Source organism: Arthrobacter sp. JUb115 (assembly GCF_004365035.1).
Lineage (GTDB): Bacteria > Actinomycetota > Actinomycetes > Actinomycetales > Micrococcaceae > Glutamicibacter.
On the sequence record NZ_SOBS01000002.1, the window covers coordinates 434702 to 458884 of the forward strand.

Here is a 24183-nt window from a genome sequence, read left to right on the forward strand (position 1 = left end):
GCTGATGCCAGCGAACTAGGCGATTCCCATGATTTACACATGTGCCCGCCCCCGGGCGTGAACACGCCAGGACCGCCGGTGGCTGCATGGCCCACCGGCGGTCCTGGTAGGACGTTTCAGAAACGCCCTGCCCCTCGTGCTTGTGCTGCGTTATTTTCCAGATTCCGCTCCTTACTTGGAAACCAGCTGGTATCCATTTTCGTTGTGCTCCGCCTCGTCGATGCCGGCAATTTCGATATCTGCCGCGACACGCCATGGGCTGAACTTTCCAATGACCGTGGCGATGACCCAGGTCATCACCGCGGAGAAGACCATGACCACAATCAGGGTGGCTGCCTGGGCGATCAGCTGGGCGACGCCTCCGCCGTAGAACAGTCCGCCAGCGCTCTCCTCGGTTGGCAGGGCGAAGAAGCCCAGGAACAGGGTTCCGATCAAGCCGGCGACCAGGTGCACGCCGACAACATCCAGCGAGTCGTCGTAGCCCAGCTTCCATTTCAAGTTCACTGCCCAGGCTGCACCGGCGCCAGCCAGTACGCCCAGCAGCATCGCGGCCCACGGGGCCACATCTGCGCAGGAAGGGGTGATGGCGACCAGGCCGGCCACCAGGCCGGAGGCGACACCCAGCGAGCTGGGGCGGGAACCGCGAAGCTTCTCAACCAGGATCCAGCCAAGGACGGCCGCACCCGGAGCTGCCAGGGTGTTGACCCAGATGAGTCCAGCCTGCTCGACGGTGGTCGCCGCACCGGCGTTGAAACCGAACCAGCCGAACCACAGCAGGCCGGCACCGAGCATGACCAGCGGGGTGTTGTGCGGCTGCGGACGATCGTGGAAGTTGTGGCGCTGGCCCAACTTCAGGGCCAGGACCAGGGCTGCGATACCTGCGTTGGTGTGGACCACTGCGCCGCCGGCGAAGTCAATGGCTTCGCCGAAGATGCTGCCCAGGAATCCGTCTGCGGAGAGCAAGCCTCCACCCCAGACCCAGAAGGCCACCGGTGCGTACACCAGGGTGACCCACAGCGGGACGAAGAACAGCCATGGCGCAAAGCGGGCACGGTCGGCGATGGCTCCGGAGATGATGGCTACCGAGATCATGGCGAAGGTACCGGCGAATCCGGCGGCGAGCAGCTCGGACTGCTCGGTATTGTGCATGGCAAAGTCGCTGATTGGATTGCCGACGATTCCGGCGATGGCTGGTTCCCCGGCGGAGAACGAGTAGCCCCAGAGCACCCAGACAACGGCGGTGATCGCCGCGGCGGAGAAACTCATCAGCATCATGTTCACCACGCCGGTGGCGCGAGTCATGCCGCCGTAGAAAAGTCCCAGTGCCGGTGTCATCAGCAATACGAGTGCGGCAGCTATCAGGATCCATAAGCTGGCTACATCCAACTCCATCTGGATCACTTCCCCTCAAGGTATTCGGTGTATCGGTGGTGTTATGACTATCTAACGCGCCCGATGTTTCCGAACACTCGCTGCTTCGTTTCCGCTGTGTATCAAGTTCCTGCCGGGGGTAACGTTTGCTTCTCGGCAATGTTTCGCCGCCGTTTCGAACAGTTCACGGTGCTGCTGGCCGACGGTCAAAAGAACAGCCCGGGGCGGACGCCGGCAGCGGCTATAGCCGCTTGATCTTCACGACTCGGGACTTCGGCACCGTAGGGGATCCGCCGATTCTCGTGTCGTAGCTCAGGGATCCGGTCACCGTGGCGGTGATTTGGACGATGCCCTCGGCCACGACGCCATCCGGCGCCTCGCAGTCCGCCAGGCCGTCACCGGCAGTGAACATCGGATTGTGCTCGTAGTCGTATTTGCCCACCTGCGCGTGGCTCAGCTCGGTATGGAAGGTGCATGGACCGGTCGCGGAGTCGAACTGGGTGACCAGCCCGTAGAGAATCACATTCTGATCAATGTGCGAGTCCGGTTGCTTCATGATGTGCGCCAGAGCACGCTTGGTGACCTTCTTGGCCTTGTTGGCCGTGGCTTTCTCAGCCGCGGCTGCGCGAAGCTCTGCTGCTTCTTCCTTGGGGCCAGGGCCAATTGCACTTCTGCTTCTGCCAGCTGGGCTTGCAGTGCTTCCTTTTCAGCAGCTATGGCTGCGCTCGAGGTTTGCGCAGCCTCAAACTCTTCTGCCGATACCCCGCAGGCAGCCATCGATAGAATTCCGGCCAGTGCGGTTGCAGTTGCTAAGAACCTTTTCATGCTCATTCCCCATTTCACGAGTGCGAGTTGCTTGAACCCCCAAGTTTCAAGTACCCATGATCCTTACAGGGGCCGGGGACAATTTAGCTGGAGCAGGCACACTGGAAGCATGGACCGATCTTTCTTCTTGCCCGATGCCTTGGACGTTGCGCCCCGGTTGCTCGGGGCAGTACTCACCGTGGATTCCAGTGATGGACCGGTCAGCGTGCGCATCACCGAAACCGAAGCGTACATGGGCCTGGGAACCGCAGGGCCCTATGATCCGGGCAGCCACTCGAAGGACAGGAAAACCGATCGCAACGCGTCCATGTTCCTGGAACCCGGGCACGCGTACGTGTACTTCACCTATGGAATGCATTACGCCCTGAATTTCGTTTGCTCACCGCCAGGAGCTGCGTCCGGGGTGCTGATACGTTCTGGCGAAATTATTTCCGGCGCCGACCTGGCCCACGCACGAAGACTGGAGAAGCGGCCCATCCGCTACGCCCGCAATCCCATCCCGGAAATCCAGCTGGCCCGTGGACCGGGGAACTTGGCCACCGCATTGGGACTCACGAGATTGGAACATGACGGGCTGGATCTGTTCGCTGCACCCTTTACCCTCCATGCTGCCTCTGGTCCCCCGGAGGCTTTGCGCACCGGACCCCGTGTTGGCGTCGCGGGGATAGCCGGCGGTCCGCAGTTCCCCTGGCGATTCTGGCTGCCCGATGAGCCAAGCGTTTCCGCTTTTCGCCCGGGCCGCGATGCTCCTGGGGCAGTCACGGGCATCAGGAATCAGAAATAGGCTCTGGCTGCAACGCAATTAATGCGTTGAAGCCAGAGCCTATCGAGCAAGGTGCCGCAAAGCCCTATGCTGCCGGGAACAGTTCCTTCGAATCCAGTTCCTTCTTCAGCCGGGATTCCAGGGTCTGGGACAGGGACTCGGCAAAGGTTTCGGTCAGGTGCGAGTGGTCCCAATAGGCCACGATGCCACCGACTACCGCAAAGCAGCGTCCGTCCTCGCACAGCTGGTCATTCATGTCGACGTCGATAATATTCGGCTTATCCAGGGCCTTCACCGCGTCGGCTTGCGGATCCATCGGAATCCATTGCTTCGCCTCGCCACTGCATTCGCTGAATTCGCCATCGCTGGAGGCCACGCAGTCAGGCACATTCTCCACGGTCTCCCCCGGGAAGGACGTATCCCGGATGACCGCTACAGCGGCGCCGGTGCCGGCCCAGTCCTGGAGAATCTTTTCGTAGGCCTTCTGGGCAGGCTCAGCGGTGTTTTCCATTTCGTATCCGGAAACCGGAAGGGACTGGCGGTTGGAGCTGATCACCAGATCATAGTCTTCCTTTTCGATCTGCTTGGTCACCCAGCTGCCATAATCAGCGCAGCCCTTTTCCCGTGCCTTGGAGTCAAAGACCTGGGGTTCGCCCATGACGGCGCATCGGCTGGCCAAATAGGTATCAATACTCCAGCCATTCTTCTTCGCCATAGGTTCCAAGGCAGGAATCCACTGGCCTGCATGCGAGTTTCCAACCAGTGCTACCTTGATCTTGCCATCACCGTAGTTGCATACCGGGCGGTCCTTGTAGTCGGCGTCCTGGCTGGCGAAGCAATCGTCCTTGTAGACAACCGGCTTGTCGGTCTTCGCAACTACCGGGGCGGGAGCCACCGGCTGGTAGGCCGTCTCGATATTCACTGCTTCACCGCATGATTCACTGAGCGACGCGGCACCGAAGCAGTCTTCGCCCAGCTCCTTTTCGACCTGGGCCAAGGCCTTGTCGACGTCTTGGGCGTCATTGATAATGCGTTCGGTGTTGAGGTAGAAAGCTCCGGCAACCAAAGCCAAGACGAGGCTGCCCGTGGCAAGGAAGCGTGGCGCCGTGAGCAGTACCGAGGCGTCAATGAACTTACGGAATCGAACCTCGACAAGCTTCTGCGTCAAAACAGCCAAAACCAGCGTCAAGGCCAGGGCAATGATCTTCTGGGGCCATTTGAAGTCATCCACCATGAACGGCATCAGGATCAATAGCGGCCAATGCCAGAGGTAGATGGCATAGGAATTGTCACCGAAGAACTGGAACGGCTTGCTGCTCAAGAACATGTTCGGCGAGTACTTATGCGTGGAATGGCAGAGCAGGATCAGTGCGGTGCCGAATACGGGAATCGCTGCGATGTATCCGGGGAACGGCATCTGCCCGGTAAAGGCCACCGCGCTGAATGCGATGGCAAGGACTCCGCCCCACGACCCGATCAAGCTCATCGCATCCTTCTTGGCCGCATGCGCACGCGCTCCCAAAGCCGCCACCAGGGCGCCTGCCGAGAATTCCCAGACTCGGGTAAAGGTCGAGAAGTACGCGCTGCCCGGTTCAGTCGCGGTTGCGTATAGCGAGTATCCGAAGGAAATCAAGAAGACGGCGCTGATTCCGGCCAACGCGGCGGTTGCCGGCTTGATTCCGGACTTGATTGCGGCGAAGATCAGCACGCCGATCAGAATTGGCCATACGAAATAGAACTGCTCTTCTGCAGACAGGGACCAGAAATGCTGGAAGGGGCTTGGAGCTTCGCCTTCGGCAAGGTAATCGACCTTGGTCAGTGCCAGGTACCAGTTCTGGAAGTAGAACGTCGCGGCCATCGCTTGCAGCCCCCAGTCCTGCCACACCGTGGACGGTGCGAAGAACCAGATGCCCAATACGCTGGCCAGGATCACCAAGAAGGAGGCAGGGATCAGCCGCTTGACTCGCCTCATCCAGAAATTGACGACATCGCCAATATTCTTCGGCGGCTTGGCGAGCAGATGCGAAGTGATCAGGAATCCCGAGATCACGAAGAACACGTCGACTCCGACGAAGCCGCCGGGCAGATAGTGCCCCCAGAAGTGGTACAGCACGACAACACCTACGGCGATGGCGCGCAGGCCCTGGATGTCCATGCGGAAAGCCCTGGGCTTAGGGTCCTGCTTGACTGGTATGGGCAGGTCTTGGTTCGACGACACTTCTGGATGGATCCTTTACCGGCTGGTCTGACCGCACGGGGGCATCCAGAACCAACCGGAGTATCCCTCATGCAGTGCGTACAGATTGAAGGGACACATTTCCCCAGAAAACATCTTTACCCAAGTAGTCTGGACGTTTTCTGTAGCGCTGGTCACTGCCTCCTTGGGTGACCTGCGGCCAGAAGGCGCCCGAAAAGTTCCATTCACTCACTGACTAGATCTTTTCCGTAGAGGCCCCAAGGAAAGTTTCGGACCCAGGAGCGAGTGGTGTGACTGACCTCACTGCAAGATTCCCTTGATTCCAACCCCTGTGCGCGCCCCATGGCCCAGCAGGAACAAAACCGCTCTGTGCAGGATTACAGATGCGCAGCGCCCGCTTAAGCAAGATCTCCCCGCCGCAGGAAACGACGGGGAGATCAAGAAAATATGGAATTATCGATTAGCCTTCGAGCAGTGCGTCCACGAAGTCTTCCGGGTTGAATGGCGCGAGATCATCCGGACCCTCACCCAATCCCACCAGCTTCACCGGAACACCGAGCTGACGCTGGATAGCCACGACGATGCCGCCCTTGGCAGTACCGTCGAGCTTGGTCAGCACGATGCCCGAAACGTTGACAACCTCGGAGAAGACCTTGGCCTGCTGCAGGCCGTTCTGCCCGGTAGTCGCATCGAGGACCAGCAGGACTTCGTCAATGGTGGCCTTCTTCTCGACCACTCGCTTGATCTTGCCCAACTCGTCCATCAGGCCGACCTTGTTCTGCAGGCGGCCGGCAGTGTCGATCATGACGATGTCGACTTCCTGCTCGATGCCCGCGGAAACGGCTTCAAAGGCAACGGAGGCCGGGTCGGCGCCGTCGATCTCGGAACGCACGGTAGGCACGCCCACGCGGTCGCCCCAGGTAGCCAGCTGCTCGGCGGCGGCCGCACGGAAGGTATCGGCAGCGCCCAGCAGGACGTCCTTGTCTTCCGCAACGAGCACTCGCGCCAATTTGCCGATGGTGGTGGTCTTGCCAACACCGTTGACACCGACCACCATGATGATGCTTGGGCGGTCCGGATGCGGTTCAGGCAGGTAGCTGCGGTCCAAGCTAGGATCCACCAGCTTGAGCAGTTCCTCGCGAAGCATTGCCTTGACGCGAGCCGGGTCCTTGCTGCCTTCAATCTTCACTCGTTCACGCAGTGCGTCAACAAGCTCAAGTGCAGGCTCGGTACCCAGGTCTGCCATCAGCAGGTTTTCTTCAATCTCTTCCCAGACATCCTCGTCAATCGAGTCTTGGCTGAGCAGGGCCAGCAGGCCCTTGGAGAACATGCTGTTGGATTTTGTCAGTCGCGCACGCAGCCGGGCCAGACGGCCCTGCACTGGTTCTGGAACATCGAGTTGTGGCGCAGCAGGTGCGGCAGGCTCTTGGACCGCGACAGGCGCATCGCTTGCACCGGCAGTGTCCGCTGCGGCATCAGTATCGCCCTCAGCACTCTGGCCAGCTGGCAAGTCGTCTGCATCGCGCTCTGACGTATACGGAGTCTTAGGCTTGCGGCCCTTGGTGACGAAGGCAATGACGCCAATGGCCACCACGGCAACAACCGCGACAATGATGATGGTTAATATAAGCGAATCAGACACGCTCTAAATCGTCTCATATCTCCAACCATTTAGGGATCATATGGCAGGCAGCACCAGCATCAGCGCATTTTGCATTCAAGGCTAGACTGGCAGGTGGGTTGCTTAGCCCCGTTCGTCGTTCCAGAAAGGCTGAGGGTTACTGCTCGCTGAGCGGCAGAACCATCTGTTCAATTGATATGGCATTGAAAACCACCCGTGCTGCCAAGGCGCCCATCCCCCAAGAGATCAGCGTATTGCTGGTTGCGGCATTCATCATCGCATTGGGTTTCGGGCTCATCGCCCCCATCTTGCCCCAGTATGCAGTGAGCTTTGATGTCGGCAATGCGGCCGCCACTATTATTGTCAGCATTTTCGCCTTTACCCGATTGATTTTCGCACCGGTAGCAGGCGTCCTGGTAGGGAAGCTCGGCGAGCCCAAGATCTACGTCACCGGCGTTCTGCTAGTTGCGGTATCGACTTTGCTTTGCGCTGTGGTCCAGGACTATACGCAGCTATTGATTGCTCGTGGACTGGGCGGCTTCGGGTCGACCATGTTCACCATTTCAGCCATGGCATTAATTGCGCGCCTGGCTCCGGAGAAATCCCGTGGACGCATCTCGGGCTTGTATGCCGGCTCGTTCCTCTTGGGCAACGTCTTCGGCCCGGTTCTTGGAACCTTGCTTGCCCCGCTGGGCATGCGTATTCCGTTCTTGATTTACGGCACCGCCCTGGTGATTGCCGCAGGCGTGGTCTACATGGCCTTGGGCCGTCGCCGCGATCTGGATGCAGATGCGGCAAACCCGCGATCAAGGCATTCCGATATTGAAGTGGTGACCACCCGCGAGGCGCTGGTCTCCCCCGCCTACCGGGCGGCATTGTTCTCCGGATTCAGCTACGGCTGGCTGGCGTTCGGCGTGCGCAACAGCATGATCCCGCTTTTCGCCTTGGCCGTGTTCGGCCAAACCATGGGTGCCACGGCCGCCGGAATCTCCATGACGGTGTTTGCCATCGGCAATGGTTGCGCGCTGGTGTTCTCCGGTCGCCTGACAGACAGCATTGGACGCAAGATCCCCGTGGTCCTTGGCATGAGTGTCCTGCTCGTGTCCATTGGCGCGATGGGGTATTCGACCTCCCTGGTTGGCTTCATCGTCTTCTCGGTCCTGGCAGGCATTGGCGGCGGGCTGCTGGGCCCAGCACAGCAAGCGTCCGTGGCTGACGTGATTGGTTCCGGCCGCAACGGCGGCAAGGCACTGGCCGGATTCCAGATGTGCACCGATCTAGGCTCCATCATCGGCCCGCTGCTGGCCGGGGCCATGGCCGACATGATCAGCTTCCAATTAGCCTTCAACATTTCGGCTGTCGTGGGCCTGGTCGGAGTGGTTGCCTGGCTGTTGGTTCCAAAGACCATAAAACCGGTGGAATTGGCCGATTAAGCAATTCCGCAGTTTTAGATTTCCCTTGGCATCGGCGGCGATATTAATTCCCGGAATCTTGCCGGGAAACATCGGGTAGATATACTAGCAAAGGCTTTCGCCATTTCACTTGCACTCGATTATTCAGGGGAATCCATGCCGGCTATCCGGACGCGACGATCCAAAGCTCTATCAATTGCGGTTATAGCCGCACTTTCCATCCCGCTTTCTGCTGGTCCGGGGTTCGCCTCGCCAACAGAAGAGCCCTCCGCTCAAACTGTTCAGTCTCCCTCGCCCACTGCTACCGTGGCTGATGCGCCGGAACCATCGTCTACGCCGTCTCGCGAGGCCGAGGCCACCGGGACCAGCACCAGCGAAGTTGAGTCCGAGGCGCCAGCACCAAGTGCGCCGGCTGCTATTGCCACTCCAGCAGCTGAAGAAATTTCCAAGGCACTGTCCAAAGACGATGATCTTTCCAAGAAAGAACGCGTACAGCTAGCCGACAAGGCGCTGGCCGAAATGGAGCTCGAGCACCTCGATGCCCAGCTGGGCCAGGGTGCCAAGCGAATTGCCGAAACCGGTGACGCGACGATCCCTACCATGGATGAGCTAGCGGATCTCGCGAAGCTGTCTTCAAATGATTCTGCGACTTCAGTTCCGTTCCAGGTGGGCGCGCCGGCTTCCCTTGATGAGTTGCGAACCTGGCGTCCACCGGGCACCCTTGGGATCGATGTTTCCCGCCATCAAGGCGACGTGAACTGGTCCACTGCCAAGGCAAACGGGGCACGTTTCGCCTACATCAAGGCCACCCAGTCGTGGCCTTCTTCCTTGTACAAGGACCCTAAGTTCAGCCAGAACTACACCAAGTCGCGCAATGCCGGCCTGATTCGCGGTGCGTACCATTTCGCCATGCCTGCCCATTCTTCCGGTGCTGTTCAGGCCAGGGAATTCATGGCTAACGGTGGTGGGTGGACCAATGACGGGTACACCATGCCCCCACTGCTGGATATCGAGTGGAACCCGTACAACAAGACCGCTTATCCGCAGGGCAAGGGCGATATGTGCTACGGCATGACGCCTTCCCAATTGGTTACCTGGATCAAGGACTTCGGCAATACTGTCAAGGCCAAGACCGGTCGCCTGCCGATGATCTACACGGCCCAGTCGTGGTGGGATGAGTGCACGGGTGATTCCGCAGCGTTCAAGTCCTGGCCACTGCATGTCTCGATCTTCCCCACCGCTGACGTTGCGAAGAATCCCCGCGAACTTCCTGAAGGCTGGACCACGTTCAATGTCTGGCAGTATTCTTCCAACTCCAATTTGTTGGGGTCAACGAAGAATGTGGATGCCAACGTGTGGAACGGCGATCTGACGTCGCTGCGCGACTTCGCGAAGAACCGCCGCAGCACGCAGTACAAGCTGACTACCAGCTACTTTGGCAATATGGATGTCTGGCCGACCCGCTTGGGCCCATCACGCATGTCTGGCGCCAACCGTTATGGAACGCCTGTTGCGATCTCCAAGCGCACCTTCCCCTACGGGGCCAAAACTGTTGTCGTGGCTTCCGGCGAGCACTTCGCTGACGCACTATCAGTTACCTCGCTGGCCAACCGCCACAATGCACCCCTGTTGCTGACCAAGCAGGCCTATCTGCCGAGCGCAGTGGCTGCGGAAATCAAGCGGCTCAATCCGTCCCGCATCGTCATTGCAGGTGGCCCAACCGCAGTCAGCAGCAAGACGTTCACGCAGCTGAAGAAGTATGCACCGGTATCCCGAGAAGCAGGAAACACGCGCTATGGAACCAGCGCAGAGATTGCTACGAATTGGTCTTCTGCCAAGAACGTGTTTGTGGCATCTGGACGCTCGTTCCCTGATGCCCTGTCCATGGCAGCTGTCGCGGCAGACCGCAAGGCTCCATTGCTGCTGAGCAGTAAGAAATACGTGCCAAGCACCATCTTGAAGCAGCTCAAGCGCCTGAATCCCTCCACCGTGTACTTGGCTGGTGGGCCACTGGCAATCTCCAGAAATGCGGAAAACGAGATCCGAAAAGCGCTTCCGAATGCCAGGATCGCTCGTTACGGCGGAGAATCACGTTATGACACCAGTGCTGTCATCGCGAAGGCCTTCTGGCCAAATGGTGCGCAGCGCCAGTTCATTGCCAACGGCAAGAGCTTCCCCGACGGACTGAGCGGTGCCGTTGCTGCAGGCTACAACGGCGCGCCAGTGCTGCTGGCTAAAAAGTCCTGCCTGCCTAAGTCCATAGGCTCAGCGCTGACCGGCATGGAAGGTTGGACTAATGTGCTGATTGGCGGTCCGCTGGTTCTCGACGAGACTGTTGCCTACCGAAATGACGGAACCCTCAATACGTGTTCGTAGGCGTTGCGAGTTAGGGTTCGCCTAGCTGCACAGAGGCTCGTAGTTGCTGTTTGGGGCAACTACGAGCCTCTCTGTGTTCTGCAGGAGGGAGCCTGTCCCGGGAAAGGCTGGTACCCCGGCTCCCTATAGCGCGGTGCTACTTAGCTTGGCGAGCATCTATGCTCATATACCCATTGGCTGTTGCGTAGACCAGCAAACCCGAGAATTCCTGGCTCGCAACGCTTTTCCCCATCCTGATCCGCTTTGCAGGAACGCCCTGATACTCGATGAAGATGTTGCCCAAGCGAGAAATCGATTCAAGCACGGCGGCACGCGGGAAAGATGCAGTGAGCCGCGATCCGCTTTCGTCAACTGCAAGCTCGCCTCTTGCCACGGTTTCGGTGTCTCGATCCCTTATATGAATGCCGATTGGCGACGGTCCCGAGACTGGAAAATCGACGACCAGACAGATGCGTTCAGCAGTATTCTCGACCGAAACAACTGCAGGCGCTTTCTCAGCTTCCATTTTATTCTGGGCAAGCTGCTCCAGGTATTCCAAGTCGCCGGCGAGGATGGCGTCGACCAGCTTTGCCTCTTGCGGCTTGAAGAGCGCTGCAGAATTATCCAGATGGAAGGTTTCCAAGAAGCTCTTGTGGCTCGACACCCATGCTGCGCGCTGTTCGGCGGTATAACGCAGGAAACGTTGTCCGTCATAGAAACGCAAACCCTTGCGAACGAACAATCCGGCAATGCGCTTCCTGGCCACTTCCAGATCCGGCCCAGTGTACGTCGCGATAGTTTCCGCGATCTTGGTCAAAGAACCTACGTAACCGGCAGGATCGATTTGCTGCGTACTAATATTTTGGCCGTCCGACCTTAGCCGGATCTCGTAGTAGTTGTAATCGCCCAGGATGCTGATTCGCTGAGCAGCGGAATAGGCTTCGACCATGGCGATGCCATCTTCAAGCCTGACTTTTTCTTCGACAAAGCGGATGCCATGCGAATTGAGAAGCCGTCGCCGGATCATCTTTTGCGGCGAAAGGGTCCGCAGAATGAAGTCGTAGTCCACATCGAGAATTGTTTTTTCAAACAGCTTCGCTTGAACTCTCCGGCCGTCCAAACCGACCATTTTCGGAACGAGGACATCCACGTCATGCTCCAGCGCAAATGAAGTCATGCGCCTGAGCGCTTGGGGACCGAGCCGGTCATCACTGTCGATGAAGAAAACATATTCTCCACGCGCATTTTCAATGCCTACATTGCGCGGCTTGCCCGGCCAACCACTGTTCTCTTGATGCAAGGCGATGAAGTTCGAATTTCGCTTCGCATAGACATCCAAAATCTCTCCGCCAAAATCCGTCGAGCCATCATCCACTGCAATGACTTCAAATTCTTCTGGTTCCAGGTCCTGGGCTTCTAGAGAATTAAGCAGTTCCGTAAGGAACGGCATGGCGTTATAAACGGGAATAACCACACTCACCAATGGAGAAGATCCCTGGAGCATCGACCCGCTCGGGAGGACATCCTCCTCCCCTGTTTCCCGATGTGCCGGACTCTTCGAAACAGCAGGGTTATCATTGATACGTTTACGGAAAAATGCCATGTCATCCTCAGTAGAGACAGTGAATTACGGAGCATGCAAGTTCGCCCCTGCAAATCCCTACTTTACCGCAATAGCTACGTCGTCACAGCTCGTTCCATTTTCTGGCTAATCACTGTAGAAACCCCGTCTCCGCGCATAGTGACGCCGTACAGAGCATCAGCTACTTCCATGGTCTTCTTCTGGTGGGTAATCACAATCAGCTGCGATGACTCGCGCAGCTCTTCGAAGATCGTGATCAGGCGTCCCAAATTCATATCGTCCAAGGCCGCCTCCACCTCGTCCATCACGTAGAACGGCGACGGGCGAGCCTTGAAGATGGCGACCAGCAACGCGACAGCAGTCAGCGAACGCTCTCCACCGGAGAGCAGCGAGAGCCGCTTGATCTTCTTGCCGGCCGGACGCGCTTCCACCTCGATGCCTGTGGTGAGCATATTCTCGGGATCGGTGAGCACCAGCTGGCCCTCGCCGCCTGGGAAGAGGCGATCGAAGATCCGCCTGAACTGAACGGCGGTGTCGTTGTAGGCTTCGGTGAACACCCGCTCGACGTGGGAATCAACGTCGGCAATGATCTGCTGCAAATCCCCTCTGGACTTCTTCAAATCCTCGAGCTGGCCGGAGAGGAACTTATGGCGTTCCTCCAAGGCAGCGAACTCTTCAAGTGCCAACGGATTGACTTTGCCCAAGGCCGCCAGGTCGCGTTCGGACTTCTTCAGCCGCTTTTCCTGCTCGACGCGATCATATGCCCGGGTGCCGACAGGATTGCCTTCTTCATCAACGTTTTGCCGCAGCGCGCCCCACTTGTCATCTTCGTCGAGGGCCTCCGGAATCAGCTGGTCTGGACCGTAGTTGGCGATGAGGTGATCAGGGGTGTATCCGAGTTCTTCCAGGGCCTTGGTCTCAAGATTCTCAATGCGCATCCGCAGTTCCGCACGGGCCATCTCATCACGATGCACAGCATCAGCAAGACGGGCCAGCTCGGCGGAGAGCTGCTCCGCTTCCTTGCGTTGGCTGCCCAGCATGGATTCCAGTTCGGATTTCTTTCCAGCCAGCTCTTCGCGTTCTTGGCCAGCCATCGATACCGATACTTCAATGAAACGCAGGACGCGCTCAGCAGCTTGCTCAATACGGATCGCATTGGCTGCTTGCGCCTTGCGCTGCTCCGCTCGACGAGCTGCAACTTCACGGTGATTGCGCTCAGCTGCCGCAGTGCGGCGCAGACCCTCAACGCGCGAACGCAACGCAGAAACGCGCTCTTCACTACTGCGCAAGGCAAGCCGGGCTTCTAATTCCTGCTGTCGTGCCGCGGCTGCAGCATCTGCAAGAGCCGCTCGTGCCGCGTCATCAACGGTTTCTTCATCTTGATCCGTTGAAGCTAGCTCCATGCGCTCGGTAATCTCTTCCAGAGATTCCTGCTCGATTTCCAGCTTCTCCAGCGTTGCTTCGAGCTTTTCTTCCAGCTTGGCTTTGTCCGATCGCGCGCTGCGAAGTTTCTGTCCAAGACGTGCCAAATACGAGGATAATTCATCAATGGCGGCATCAGATTCAGCCAGCGCCGACAGGGCCTCATCGCGTTGTTGCTGAGCGATGGAAAGCTCTGGTCCCCGCTGAGCCAATCTGTGCTCGACTGTGGAAAGTTCTTCCTGGCACTGGGAGAGTTCAGTTTCCGTCTGTTCCACTAAGGCCTGCTGCGCGATCAGGGAAGCGCCTGCTGAGTCCCCCACGGAACTGCGAACTGCCGAAACAGTGATGCCATCCAAGGTGGTGAGCAACGCAGATGGGTTCTGCACCAAGGCCGCAGGAGCTTGGCTCATTTCCTCAATGATGTAATGGCCAACAAGAAGCTGATCAAGCAAGCTATCCAGTGGGCCATCGGCAGCTACAACTTCACGAGCACTGACGGCATTAGGCATTGCAGTAGCCTTTGCACCACTTGGCAGAACTTCGGCGTGCAGGAATACTTGGCTGGCCTGCTGCTGTTGCAGGGCTTCGATGAGCTCCAACGCATCACCAAGGTTCTTGGCTACCAAAGCTTCTGCACTGTCACGCAAAATCGCGGCGATGGCCTGTTCATATCCCGGATTAACCGTAATCAGCTCCCCCAAACGGCCGAGGAGCAGTCCGGATGTTGATCCAAGAAGCTGTGATGACTGATCATCTGGTTTGGAGTTCAACTTCAGGGCTTCAAGGCGAGCACGCAATCCGGAAACACGCACCGATAGCTCGCGTTCACGCTGACTATCGGCATTGTGCTCTTCTGACAATGCTGCGTGTTCCCGATCAGCACTCTCAAAATCGATATTCAGTTGGGCTTCGCCCGCCAATTGTTTTTCAAGATCACTGGCAACTTCTGCGTGAGAGCGCAAATCCAGTTCAAGGTCCGAGTCGAAGGACTGGACGCTTTCCTGGAGGCGGGATATTTCGGCCCGGGTCACGTCGACACGGCTGCGTGCGGAAGCCACCTGCGAGGCGAGCCGTGACATGCCTTCTCGACGGTCCGCCGCGGCACGGAGCATGGCAGCCATCCGCTGCTGTTCGGCGCGTGATGCTTCCTCGGCCTGCTCTTTAGCCTCTACAGCTTCAGCAAGAATCTCGTGGCGGTCTTCAAGAGCTTCTTCAAGTTCCTCAAGTTCTTCGCTCATTCGCTCAGCTTGAGCTTCCAAACGCTCAGGATCACGGCTGGAATCGAAATGGGTTTCATTGCTTTCCAGCAATTTCCCGCGTTCACGAGCCAACGCGGCCAGCGATCGATAACGCTCTGCCTGCGTGCTCAACGAAACCCACGTTTCCTGGATCTGAACCAGTCGCGGGGTAATGGTTTCCATCTGGGCAGTCAGTTCAGCGATGTGCTTCTTGATGCGTTCCAGGCGTGCCGCAGCGTCTTCTTGCTGAGCTTGGATTTTGGATTCGTCATCAATATCCTGGGCCAGCTTGTTGTTCAGTGTGACCAAATCATCTGCCAGCAGACGGGACTTTGCATCCCTGACATCAAGCTGCACCGTCTGCGCACGGCGAGCGATTTTCGCTTGCCGTCCCAACGGAGCCAATTGGCGGCGAACCTCGGCGCTCAAATCCTCAAGACGATCCAGATTTCCCTGCATCGCTTGCAGCTTGCGCAGGGTTTTCTCCTTGCGCCGTCGGTGCTTGAGCACGCCGGCCGCTTCCTCGATGAAACCACGCCGATCTTCAGCGGTAGCGTGCAAGATGCGGTCCAGCTGTCCCTGACCGACAATCACATGCATTTCTCGACCCAGACCGGAATCCGAAAGCAGCTCTTGAATGTCCAGAAGACGGCAAGAACTTCCATTAATGGCGTATTCGGATCCACCAGTACGGAACAGCGTGCGGGAGATAGTGACTTCTGCATAGTCGATAGGCAGCTGGCCATCAGAGTTATCGATTGTCAGGGACACATGGGCACGGCCCAGTGGTGGGCGGCCAGAAGTGCCAGCAAAGATCACGTCTTCCATCTTGCCGCCGCGAAGCGTCTTGGCACCCTGTTCACCCATGACCCAGGACAGCGCGTCAACCACGTTGGACTTGCCGGAACCGTTAGGTCCTACAACAGCCGTGACGCCCGGTTCAAACTCAAAAGTGGTCGCCGATGCGAAAGACTTGAATCCGCGAACGGTGAGAGTCTTGAGATGCACGGCGTGAAGTTCCTATGTTTGGGCGAAATCGCTAAAGTTGGGTTGGGCAATCAAACCCAATCCTTGTCGCAATTCTAGCGAAGCGCACTGGGGATTATCTGGTTGTGCTCGCAAAATCCGAGGAAGAAAATCGAGGGATAGATCATTCTATGAGCATTCTGACGCAGATTGACCAGTGGCCAAGTGACAACGCGGTATCCGTGGTGGTGAACGGCAATGGTGCAATCGTTGACCAGCACGGTGATACTGCCCGTGTTTACCCCTTGGCTTCGGTGACCAAGTTGCTCAGTGCCTACACGTTCTTGGTTGCTCTGGAAGAAGAAGCCATCACCCTCGAAGACCCTGCAGGGCCAGAGGGTTCAACCGTGCACCACCTATTGGCGCACACAGCCGGGTATGACTTTGATTCCGGAACCATCCGCTTTGCCGTAGGGACTAAACGCGGATACTCGAATTACGGCTTTGAAAAGCTCGCAGAGCATCTGGAACAACAGACCAGAATCAGCATGGCCCAGTATGCCCAGGAAGCGGTCTTCGCTCCCCTGGGGATGGCTGATACAGAAATTGCCGGCAGCTGCGCAAAGGATGGCCGATCCACCGCTGCCGACCTGGCAAAATTCGCTGCCGAACTTTTGACCCCAACTATCGTGGCGCAAGAAACATTGAGCGAGGCAACGCGTGTGCATTTCGAGAACCTCGCTGGAATTCTGCCCGGCTATGGCCGGCAGAACCCGAATGACTGGGGACTCGGGTTTGAGATCCGATCGTCCAAAGCGCCGCACTGGACAGGCGCAAGCCATCCAGCGTCCACCTATGGACACTTTGGGCAGTCTGGTACGTTCCTCTGGGTGGACCCTAAACATCGTCTGGCCTGTGTGACGCTCACCGATAAAAGCTTTGGCCAGTGGGCTGTTGACACTTGGGCCCCGTTCAATGACCAAGTTCTAGTCGCCACGAAAATTACTCGGAATAACTAGTTATTCCGAGTCAGTCTGCCTACGATCCTTTAGTTTGATCTTCGATCAAAACAGCTAGACTGATCAACAGATATAGAAACAGTGTGAATCACAGCTATTCTAAGCATAATCACTATTACAGCTCACTCCTTTCAACACCTATCATCCAGAACTAACGAGGATTTCAATGACTGATAAAAACTACAGGCAGTGGCAAGTTCTGCACTACGTATGGGACAACTTGTCAGATTTTAAAAATCGCTGGATTATGCTACCGGGGATCCACACCATTCAATTTGGTAAAGATGAATCCCCAATTGACATTTATGTAAATGAATATATTAATGCGTCAGATTTTAAAGCACAACCAGTGTTCTTCACAGGTGCCATCTCTTCACGAGGAGATAAGAAAGGGCCATTCTTTTCCGGACTGGGACTGACGAACAATAAAAAACTTCCACTAATCGCCGTCGCGGACCCAAGCCTCGATGATGACGCTTCCTTAAGCCTAGCTTGGTACACAGGTGGTCCAACCGACAACTTCACAGCTAATCTACTCGCGACTTTAACTGTCCTTCAGGAGAGCCTTAAACGCGAGTTGATTTTCATAGGTGGATCAGGAGGTGGATTTGCTGCGCTAAATATCGCTTCAAGGTTCAAAGGAGACTCGACCGCGCTGGTTTGGAATCCACAAACGGATATATATGAATACGCAGAACGCTTCGTAAAAGCATACTTGAGAAGTCGGTTTAATTTCGCCTTTGCGACTTTAGGCTCACCCGATTGGAAACAATTTTGTAAGAGCAGAACCGATTCCAAAGTACACACCCACGTTTTGCGAAGCCAGACTCTTACCGCGCCCCGACGTGTTATTTACCTTCAGAACAGTGCTGATTGGCATCGGAGCAAACACCTCAAGCCCCTCTGGTCAATGACGACGCAAAAAGAACTACAAGAAGGGATCAATTCGCTGGACGATAATCACATCGTCTTCGTCAGGGAATTCGCCGAAGGGCACGCACCACCACCGTCCACCCTAATCGGTAGCCTCTTGGAACAATTAATGGACCTCTCGATGAATGCCAAAGATTTAAAATTCTAAGAAGCAAACTCAAATTGACTTCATCAAAAAACGGAAGCCAGTGAGACTGACAATGCTTCCCGCTAAGCAGCTCGCACTGTCCGACCTAGGTTCATCCCTCGAAAATTGCCCATGTTTTCGATATGAAGAAGAGCGGGACACTCCTACCCTAAAGCCGGAGTCACGAAACAAAATGCGCGCTCCTCGTTTACCCGCAATGGGTCAAATGAGATTTCGTTGCGATAACACGAAGCCATCGACCGTCAAAATAACTATCCAGCCCCAGATAAGGTCCTCGATATGCTGAATCGTACCAGGAACATTAAGAAGCACTCTTCCCGCGGTAGACGCATATTTGACGACTTTGATAGCGCACTTCGTGCAGGTCTTTCTGAAGGGCTTACCATTATCAAATCCAACGGACGATATTTCGATTTCTATTTCGAAGACCGAAATTCTCCGGTGACCCTTGTCACATTCCATGCGGCAACTGGACCTAAAACCGTTGAGTATCCTATTTTTACCGGATCGCGTTTCGCTGAGAAGCTCGGTGTCAACTTACTCGCCTTCGCCGACTCCGCTTGTGGCGGAGCAGAAAAACTACTCACTTTTTGGCACCAAAGCACCAAACGAGTTCCGTCTGGTAAGTTCATCCCGTCAATCATCGCCCTGACACAACGTCCCGGGCAAGAAAAACATCTTATTTTTTTTGGTTCCTCCGCTGGCGGATATGCGGCTCTTCATTACAGTACCTACTTTCCAGAGTCAGTTGCATTAGTGATGAATCCTCGCATTGAACTTCTCGGAAAACCTGATCGCTTTGACGACTACTCCCGAAAAGCGTATCCGGGATGGAACCCACAAATGATTGCCGCAAAAATTCCAACAAGCATGTCAAAGTGGTACGCCAAAGGAAGAGAAAATACCGTGGCATACATACAAAATACTGGTGACAGACTGTATTACGAGAATCATTTCTCGCGCTTTGAGGCTGCTACGCGTGAGCAATCAAATATTCATTTTAAGATCCAGAATTGGGGAAAGGGGCACATAGTCCCTCCTGCGAACGAATACATGGAACCTCTTAAGTCACTCGTTAACCATGCTCCGAATTGGAACGCAGGGCTATCAAATTTTGCCAGTTGAGGCACCCGTACTTCCAGTTCTAGTCACCGTTCATTCGTGATTATCATCTTGGGTTCAGGTTGCTCGTAGTCACGGGGACTGCCCACCGAGACTTGAACAAACATCACATAGTAAGGTTAGACGTATGGCTTCTACTAAGACCTATGCTCCGGTGATTACGGGGTTACCGCATACCTCAATCAGTTCGGCGCCAATAAACACAGTTGTGAAACGGAATGAAGATCCCGTTATTCGTGGTTCACGACGATTCTGGCTCGATGGAAGCGTAATTCTAAACGGAACATGCATTCAGCGAACTGCGGATCTCGATTCGTCACTACCACAAGCAGCGGAACGGTGGAGTATTGAAGAACTTGCTGATTGGTGGTCGAAAGGTGCACGAAACCCTGGTGCACTATTCATTGAAGATTCAGTAGATTCATGGAGCGCTTGTCTGCCTGACCCACTGGGCGGTGCACTTGCGTTCTCTCTCAATAAGCAGGGCAAAGCATTCGTTTCTACCAGCATCGTAGAACTTGTACATGCAGCCGAGACACATGGAATCATCTTGGAAAAGGATCCATTGTTTCAGGTAGAGCGTCTCATGCTTGGCAACGGAGGGCTCACACCTGCAAGTTACAAGGGTGTACATTCACTTGAGCCTTTTCAGTATTTCGTATTGTACGGAAATCAAATCTTTACAAAGAATTACAAGATTCGCGAGAGCCTTGACTCTGCATCGCTCTATGATTTGTTTACAATTCTTCGATCTGACGTCCAAGGCGCTGTCCAAGCAATAGCAGAGACGAATTCTCAGCAAATCACCGCACACTTGACAGGCGGTTTTGACTCACGCCTAGTTCTCTCCGCAGTATTGAACCTAGAACTGCGAGATCGAGTCAATATATTCTGTTCCGGCCCTGAAGGTTCCACCGATCGAATAATCGCCGATGGCCTGACGAGACAATACGGCCTACAACGAGTAGACGGGGCAGGGCTCACGACTGCACCAACGACGAACATGTCAGAACGACTAATGGGCGCACTCTTTGCGAGTGGTGGAATAACTAATACGGGCCCGTTCGGTCGAGAAATCTCTGTACCAGTTAGCGCAATGGGCGGCGGCTACGGAGAAGTGCTTCGAACATTCTTTGGAAACAGAAAAATTACCGACTCACTTGGTCGACTTGATAGCAGCCTCCTTATATCAAGCTATCTGCCCACAGCAAATACCAAGAGCACCTATTTTTCGCCAGAAGCAATCGCGAACGTTTCATCATTACTAACAAAAAAATTCGATCACTTGTCCCATCTTTATCAGGATGCCAGTTTCATAGGCGATGCGTTTTATACGCATAATCGGAATCGCTACCATATCGGTCAGACGTCTTTATTATGGAGTCGTGTTGGCTCTAGGTTTGACCCGTTGTATTCTGTTGCTGGTTTCGAATTAGCCAGAAGATCTACGCAACATGTCAGATCGGCAAATCTCATTGGCCATGATTTACTAGACTCGCTGAAACCTGATCTATTATCATGGCCCTTCGATTACGACAGGTTCAGCCAAGACCTATTACAACTAAGAAATCGACGAGAATTACGTTCATGGCCAAAGAATAACGAGAAAATTAATTTTGTAAAAGGGCTCACACCTGAATGTGAAGCTGATAGCACTTTCCTATCCGTTCTTCGACGCCTAAATGCCACCGAACCCAAACTTAATGCCGCGCAACGCAAAGCTAAGGTGGAGGAAGCCAACGGATTGGGAGTTAATTTTTGGCAGATAGTTTACAAGGAGACTGGACAAGAACTGTTATCTAGCGCTCTCGAACAAACGAATGGTACTGCTTTACAGGGAACTGTCGATATCGAATACATTCGTAAATTATCAACTGCAAGTTCACTAAACAAGAAGCAACTCCGTGATCTTTACAGTTTGGGTGGGATCATGTCTTGGCTCAGTTTCGGGTAATTAAGAATAGTCTTACTAGGTTAAGATCTTCAGTATCCGATAATCTTTTCTCTCATAACTACTAATATTTATTTCGCAGGAACAATGGTAAATTTCTTCATATACGGTGGCTGCGTTTCTAGGGATGCCTATGAACTGGTCAAGGATGAACATTATTTAACGGGTTACATCGCTCGCCAGTCGCTTATTAGCGCCAACTCGCTACCCGAGACACGAATTAACACAGCAAATTCATCGACAAACTTTAATTCCCGGATGGTAGTCGGAGACATTAAGTCCTCGCTCTTCTCTACTTTGCGTGAAAAATCGAATGAAGTCGAAGTATTCCTATTTGACATCTTAAGTGAACGACTAGGAGTTTATCGACTCCAGGGCGGGCGATACATCACGAACTCCGCGGAACTATCCAAATCAAGTCTTTTAGATGATTTTCCGTATGCCAAGGCTAAGATTCATTTTGGCACCAGCCAACACTTTGAGCTTTGGAAACAAGGAGTACTTACCCTCAAAGATATTCTCGTAGAATGTGGTCTATTCAGCAATAGCATATACATTGAGACCATTTGGACTGATCATTCTTGTCAAGGCAGTAACGTTCCTAAATTCAGAAACTGGTCCGCTCATTACGCGAATAAGTTATACGAACCATATTTTTCGTACCTTCGAGAATTGGGTTTTAGATCAATAAAACCGTCTCTGGATATCAGCCTATCCGATGAAAATCATAAATGGGGTAGTTCACCGTATCATTATCAGCCGGAGTACTATCAGGAAATCCTTGTGCAAGTATTCGACCAAATTTCAGAAAAGTAGCTTATCTCGGTGCACGGCGTGGTCGCGGCTGGCACACTGGGCAGCTATAGGAAGAACGGCCCATGAAGGGATCACGACGAATCAGAGACTCACGGCCGTTTTCTCTGCAACGCAAACAGGCTTTGCCTTCGCGCCCGTAGGCGTTCAAGGACCTGGAGAAATAACCGCTAGCGCCGTTAACATTCACGTATAGAGAATCAAAGCTCGTACCACCAGCGGCGAGGGCGCGTGTCATCACATCAACCAAAGCATCATTGAGGCGTTGCACTTCTGGACGCCTGATAGTGCCAGTATTGCGCAAACCTGAAAGGCCTGCTTGCCAAAGTGCTTCATCCGCATAGATGTTGCCGACTCCGGAAATGATCCCCTGGTCCAGAATGGCTCTCTTGAGTTCTGTCGTCTTTTTGCGAAGCGCGACGTACAGGTCTTCGGTCTTGCGGTGAGGATCCATCACGTCTCGGGCAATGTGAGCAGCCGCCTGTGGGATCGATGCTTTTAGCGACCCGGCTCCGGCAGGCAACCCATCGGTTGTTGCAACCAGTGGGGAGATAAACATTCCCCCAAAGATTCGCTGGTCTACGAAACGCAGTTCGCTGGGGAAATCGGATCTCTCGCTGAGTGAGAGCCTGACTTTTAGATGTTTCTCATCGTGAGCATCAGGTTCTTCGACAAGAAGTTGGCCGCTCATGCCGAGGTGGGCAACCAATGCTGCCGGAGTTGAAAGGCCTTCGAGGTCCATCCAGAGGAACTTGCCCCGGCGAACCACGGAAGCGATAGAGCAACCGCTCAATGTCTGTTCAAAATCTTCAACGCCGTCGGTATGACGGCGGACGGACCGCGGGTCCAGCACTTGAGCGGTTAGTACCGTTCGAGTGCGAACCCACTTATCCAGTCCTTCTCGGACCACTTCAACTTCTGGCAGTTCTGGCATGAACTAAACGCTATCCCTTAGGTAGCTGCTCACCTGGATGCAGCAACAGCCAAGTCTTGTGTGCCGCTTCCTGCTCAGCTTCCTTCTTGGATGGCCCATGCCCCTGGCCGTATCCCTCGTTTCCGATGCGGAGTTCGGCAAGGTAAGTGCGTGCGTGGTCAGGACCGGAACCAGTGACCTGGTAGTGCATCTCGCCTAGCTTTTGGGAGGCTACTTCTTCCTGGATTACAGTTTTCCAGTCAGTCGTCGCGCCCAGCAGCCGATGATCTTCCAGCAGTGGAGTGACGAAGCGAAGCACAAACGAGCGCGCAGCTTCCATGCCTTGAACCAAGTAGGTGGCCCCAAGAATTGCTTCCATGGTGTCTGCCAGAATGGAGGATTTATTGGCTCCGTTGGACTGGGCTTCCCCACGTCCTAGGAGCAGGTGCTCCCCCACTTCCAAATCACGGGCAATGATCGCCAAGGCGCGGGTACTGACAATAGCCGCTCGCCGCTTCGCGAGATCGCCTTCTGGCAAATTCGGGAAAGTTGCGTATAGGTATTCTGCAACGCAGAAGCCAAGAATTGAATCACCTAAGAATTCAAGGCGTTCATTCGTTGGAATGCCACCGTTCTCATAGGAATATGAGCGGTGGGTAAATGCAAGACGAAACGTCTCGGAATCAATATTGATTCCGAGACGCTTCATAAGTTCTTCTTTTGAAGACATGTCTTAGACGTCTGCGACCTTGCGACCCTTGTACTCAAGGAACAATTCGGTACCAGCCGAGTCGGTGACAACCTTAGCCTGGTGAGGCAGGCTGTAGGTTACGCGACCGTTTTCAACGGTCTTCACCAGGTTCGGTGCGGTAGCCTTCCACTGAGAACGGCGGGCACGAGTATTCGCACGGGACATCTTCCGCTTTGGAACAGCCACGACTACTTCTCTTCTCTCTTGTCTGACGTTTTATCATTTGTCGCATCCTCTGCGACAATATCGGACAGCTGCGCTAGCGCTGCCCAACGTGGATCCAGGATCTCATGATCATGCTGAGGGTCATCGTTGAGACTGATTCCGCATTCACTGCAGAGCCCCAAGCAATCTTCCCGGCAAACCGGCTGGAACGGCAGGGCGGTAACCACTGCGCTCCGTACTACCGGATCGATGTCAATCAAGTCACCGACCACCCAATACTGATCCACATCATCATCGTCTTCGAATTCTTCGCTCTCTTCATAATAGAAGAGCTCTTGAATATCAGCCTCGAAGTCGTACTCGATGGGCTCCAAGCATCGTCCACATTCCCCAGCGATTTGCGCTGTAGCGGTACCCGATACCAGAATTCCTTCATGCACGGCTTCAAAGCGAAGATCTAAGTCAAGCTCAGATCCTCCACGAATACCGATAAGTGCATTTCCCACATCTGCGGGTGCCGAAACCTGCTCATTGAGAGTTTTCATTGAGCCAGGCGAACGGCCGAGCTCCCTGGTTGAAAAAACCAGAGGCGAGTTGCGATCGAGTTCGCCGTGTG

18 protein-coding genes are annotated in these 24183 nt (G+C 54.9%); 8 read left to right on the plus strand and 10 right to left on the minus strand.

Annotated features, from left to right (window positions below):
- Positions 1-171: 171 nt before the first annotated feature.
- Complete coding sequence (locus tag EDF61_RS05230; protein WP_105657853.1) at positions 172-1392, minus strand: ammonium transporter; 1221 nt, start codon at positions 1390-1392, stop codon at positions 172-174.
- Positions 1393-1612: 220 nt separating this feature from the next.
- On the minus strand, positions 1613-1927 hold the full coding sequence (locus EDF61_RS05235) for a hypothetical protein (RefSeq protein ID WP_105657697.1): 315 nt from the start codon (positions 1925-1927) through the stop codon (positions 1613-1615).
- A 378-nt stretch (positions 1928-2305) separates the two neighbouring features.
- Between EDF61_RS05235 and EDF61_RS05240 the strand changes: the two genes are divergently transcribed.
- Entirely contained in the window at positions 2306-2980 is a 675-nt protein-coding gene (locus tag EDF61_RS05240; RefSeq protein WP_133833471.1) for a DNA-3-methyladenine glycosylase, read from the plus strand.
- A gap of 64 nt (positions 2981-3044) precedes the next feature.
- Here the strand turns inward: EDF61_RS05240 and EDF61_RS05245 are convergent, their stop codons facing one another.
- Both EDF61_RS05245 and ftsY read right to left on the minus strand, forming a co-directional pair.
- Positions 3045-5177 (minus strand): acyltransferase family protein, encoded by a 2133-nt coding sequence (locus EDF61_RS05245; protein ID WP_133833472.1) that lies wholly within the window; start codon positions 5175-5177, stop codon positions 3045-3047.
- 439 nt (positions 5178-5616) lie between these two features.
- Positions 5617-6798: a signal recognition particle-docking protein FtsY gene (ftsY, locus tag EDF61_RS05250; RefSeq protein WP_105657694.1), complete on the minus strand. Its 1182-nt coding sequence runs from the start codon at positions 6796-6798 to the stop codon at positions 5617-5619.
- A gap of 176 nt (positions 6799-6974) precedes the next feature.
- Between ftsY and EDF61_RS05255 the strand changes: the two genes are divergently transcribed.
- The gene (locus tag EDF61_RS05255; RefSeq protein ID WP_133833473.1) at positions 6975-8210 is read left to right on the plus strand and encodes an MFS transporter; all 1236 of its coding nucleotides are present in this window, start codon (positions 6975-6977) and stop codon (positions 8208-8210) included.
- Between the two features lie 285 nt (positions 8211-8495).
- The gene (locus tag EDF61_RS05260) at positions 8496-10565 is read left to right on the plus strand and encodes a cell wall-binding repeat-containing protein (RefSeq protein ID WP_166650698.1); all 2070 of its coding nucleotides are present in this window, start codon (positions 8496-8498) and stop codon (positions 10563-10565) included.
- Positions 10566-10701: 136 nt separating this feature from the next.
- On the opposite strand, the gene EDF61_RS05265 is transcribed toward EDF61_RS05260, so the two are convergent.
- Positions 10702-12147 carry a glycosyltransferase family 2 protein gene (locus EDF61_RS05265; protein WP_133833475.1) on the minus strand — a complete coding sequence of 482 codons (1446 nt, stop codon included), beginning with the start codon at positions 12145-12147 and terminating at the stop codon, positions 10702-10704.
- 74 nt (positions 12148-12221) lie between these two features.
- A complete protein-coding gene (gene smc, locus EDF61_RS05270) occupies positions 12222-15794 on the minus strand; it encodes a chromosome segregation protein SMC (RefSeq protein WP_133833476.1) in 3573 nt (1190 codons plus the stop codon).
- A 104-nt stretch (positions 15795-15898) separates the two neighbouring features.
- Between smc and EDF61_RS05275 the strand changes: the two genes are divergently transcribed.
- The 5 genes from EDF61_RS05275 to EDF61_RS05295 all read left to right on the plus strand — a co-directional run bounded on the left by EDF61_RS05275 (position 15899) and on the right by EDF61_RS05295 (position 21741).
- Positions 15899-16771: a serine hydrolase domain-containing protein gene (locus EDF61_RS05275; protein WP_286172112.1), complete on the plus strand. Its 873-nt coding sequence runs from the start codon at positions 15899-15901 to the stop codon at positions 16769-16771.
- 166 nt (positions 16772-16937) lie between these two features.
- Positions 16938-17852 carry a hypothetical protein gene (locus EDF61_RS05280; protein WP_133833477.1) on the plus strand — a complete coding sequence of 305 codons (915 nt, stop codon included), beginning with the start codon at positions 16938-16940 and terminating at the stop codon, positions 17850-17852.
- Positions 17853-18131: 279 nt separating this feature from the next.
- Entirely contained in the window at positions 18132-18977 is an 846-nt protein-coding gene (locus EDF61_RS05285; RefSeq protein WP_133833478.1) for a hypothetical protein, read from the plus strand.
- 124 nt (positions 18978-19101) lie between these two features.
- Positions 19102-20928 carry a hypothetical protein gene (locus EDF61_RS05290; RefSeq protein ID WP_133833479.1) on the plus strand — a complete coding sequence of 609 codons (1827 nt, stop codon included), beginning with the start codon at positions 19102-19104 and terminating at the stop codon, positions 20926-20928.
- Between the two features lie 84 nt (positions 20929-21012).
- Complete coding sequence (locus EDF61_RS05295) at positions 21013-21741, plus strand: DUF6270 domain-containing protein (protein ID WP_133833480.1); 729 nt, start codon at positions 21013-21015, stop codon at positions 21739-21741.
- A gap of 1 nt (position 21742) precedes the next feature.
- Here EDF61_RS05295 and mutM read toward each other — a convergent pair whose 3' ends face one another.
- From mutM to EDF61_RS05315, 4 genes are read right to left on the minus strand one after another with little or no spacing between them, the layout of a single operon-like run.
- On the minus strand, positions 21743-22672 hold the full coding sequence (gene mutM / locus EDF61_RS05300; protein ID WP_133833481.1) for a bifunctional DNA-formamidopyrimidine glycosylase/DNA-(apurinic or apyrimidinic site) lyase: 930 nt from the start codon (positions 22670-22672) through the stop codon (positions 21743-21745).
- Between the two features lie 10 nt (positions 22673-22682).
- Complete coding sequence (gene rnc / locus EDF61_RS05305) at positions 22683-23381, minus strand: ribonuclease III (RefSeq protein WP_105659217.1); 699 nt, start codon at positions 23379-23381, stop codon at positions 22683-22685.
- A gap of 3 nt (positions 23382-23384) precedes the next feature.
- Positions 23385-23588: a 50S ribosomal protein L32 gene (rpmF, locus tag EDF61_RS05310; RefSeq protein WP_013348816.1), complete on the minus strand. Its 204-nt coding sequence runs from the start codon at positions 23586-23588 to the stop codon at positions 23385-23387.
- A 2-nt stretch (positions 23589-23590) separates the two neighbouring features.
- Entirely contained in the window at positions 23591-24112 is a 522-nt protein-coding gene (locus EDF61_RS05315) for a YceD family protein (protein ID WP_181148963.1), read from the minus strand.
- Positions 24113-24183: the final 71 nt, after the last annotated feature.

What these genes read in the sequence shown, in the direction of transcription:
- EDF61_RS05235 (WP_105657697.1), bottom strand. Translation starts at nt 1,927, where the DNA reads ATGAAGCAACCGGACTCGCACATTGATCAGAATGTGATTCTCTACGGG.
- EDF61_RS05280 (WP_133833477.1), top strand. Translation starts at nt 16,938, where the DNA reads ATGACTGATAAAAACTACAGGCAGTGGCAAGTTCTGCACTACGTATGG.
- EDF61_RS05290 (WP_133833479.1), top strand. Translation starts at nt 19,102, where the DNA reads ATGGCTTCTACTAAGACCTATGCTCCGGTGATTACGGGGTTACCGCAT.
- EDF61_RS05265 (WP_133833475.1), bottom strand. Translation starts at nt 12,147, where the DNA reads ATGGCATTTTTCCGTAAACGTATCAATGATAACCCTGCTGTTTCGAAG.
- mutM (WP_133833481.1), bottom strand. Translation starts at nt 22,672, where the DNA reads ATGCCAGAACTGCCAGAAGTTGAAGTGGTCCGAGAAGGACTGGATAAG.
- EDF61_RS05315 (WP_181148963.1), bottom strand. Translation starts at nt 24,112, where the DNA reads ATGAAAACTCTCAATGAGCAGGTTTCGGCACCCGCAGATGTGGGAAAT.
- rnc (WP_105659217.1), bottom strand. Translation starts at nt 23,381, where the DNA reads ATGTCTTCAAAAGAAGAACTTATGAAGCGTCTCGGAATCAATATTGAT.
- EDF61_RS05230 (WP_105657853.1), bottom strand. Translation starts at nt 1,392, where the DNA reads ATGGAGTTGGATGTAGCCAGCTTATGGATCCTGATAGCTGCCGCACTC.
- EDF61_RS05255 (WP_133833473.1), top strand. Translation starts at nt 6,975, where the DNA reads ATGGCATTGAAAACCACCCGTGCTGCCAAGGCGCCCATCCCCCAAGAG.
- EDF61_RS05285 (WP_133833478.1), top strand. Translation starts at nt 18,132, where the DNA reads ATGCTGAATCGTACCAGGAACATTAAGAAGCACTCTTCCCGCGGTAGA.
- EDF61_RS05240 (WP_133833471.1), top strand. Translation starts at nt 2,306, where the DNA reads ATGGACCGATCTTTCTTCTTGCCCGATGCCTTGGACGTTGCGCCCCGG.
- EDF61_RS05295 (WP_133833480.1), top strand. Translation starts at nt 21,013, where the DNA reads ATGGTAAATTTCTTCATATACGGTGGCTGCGTTTCTAGGGATGCCTAT.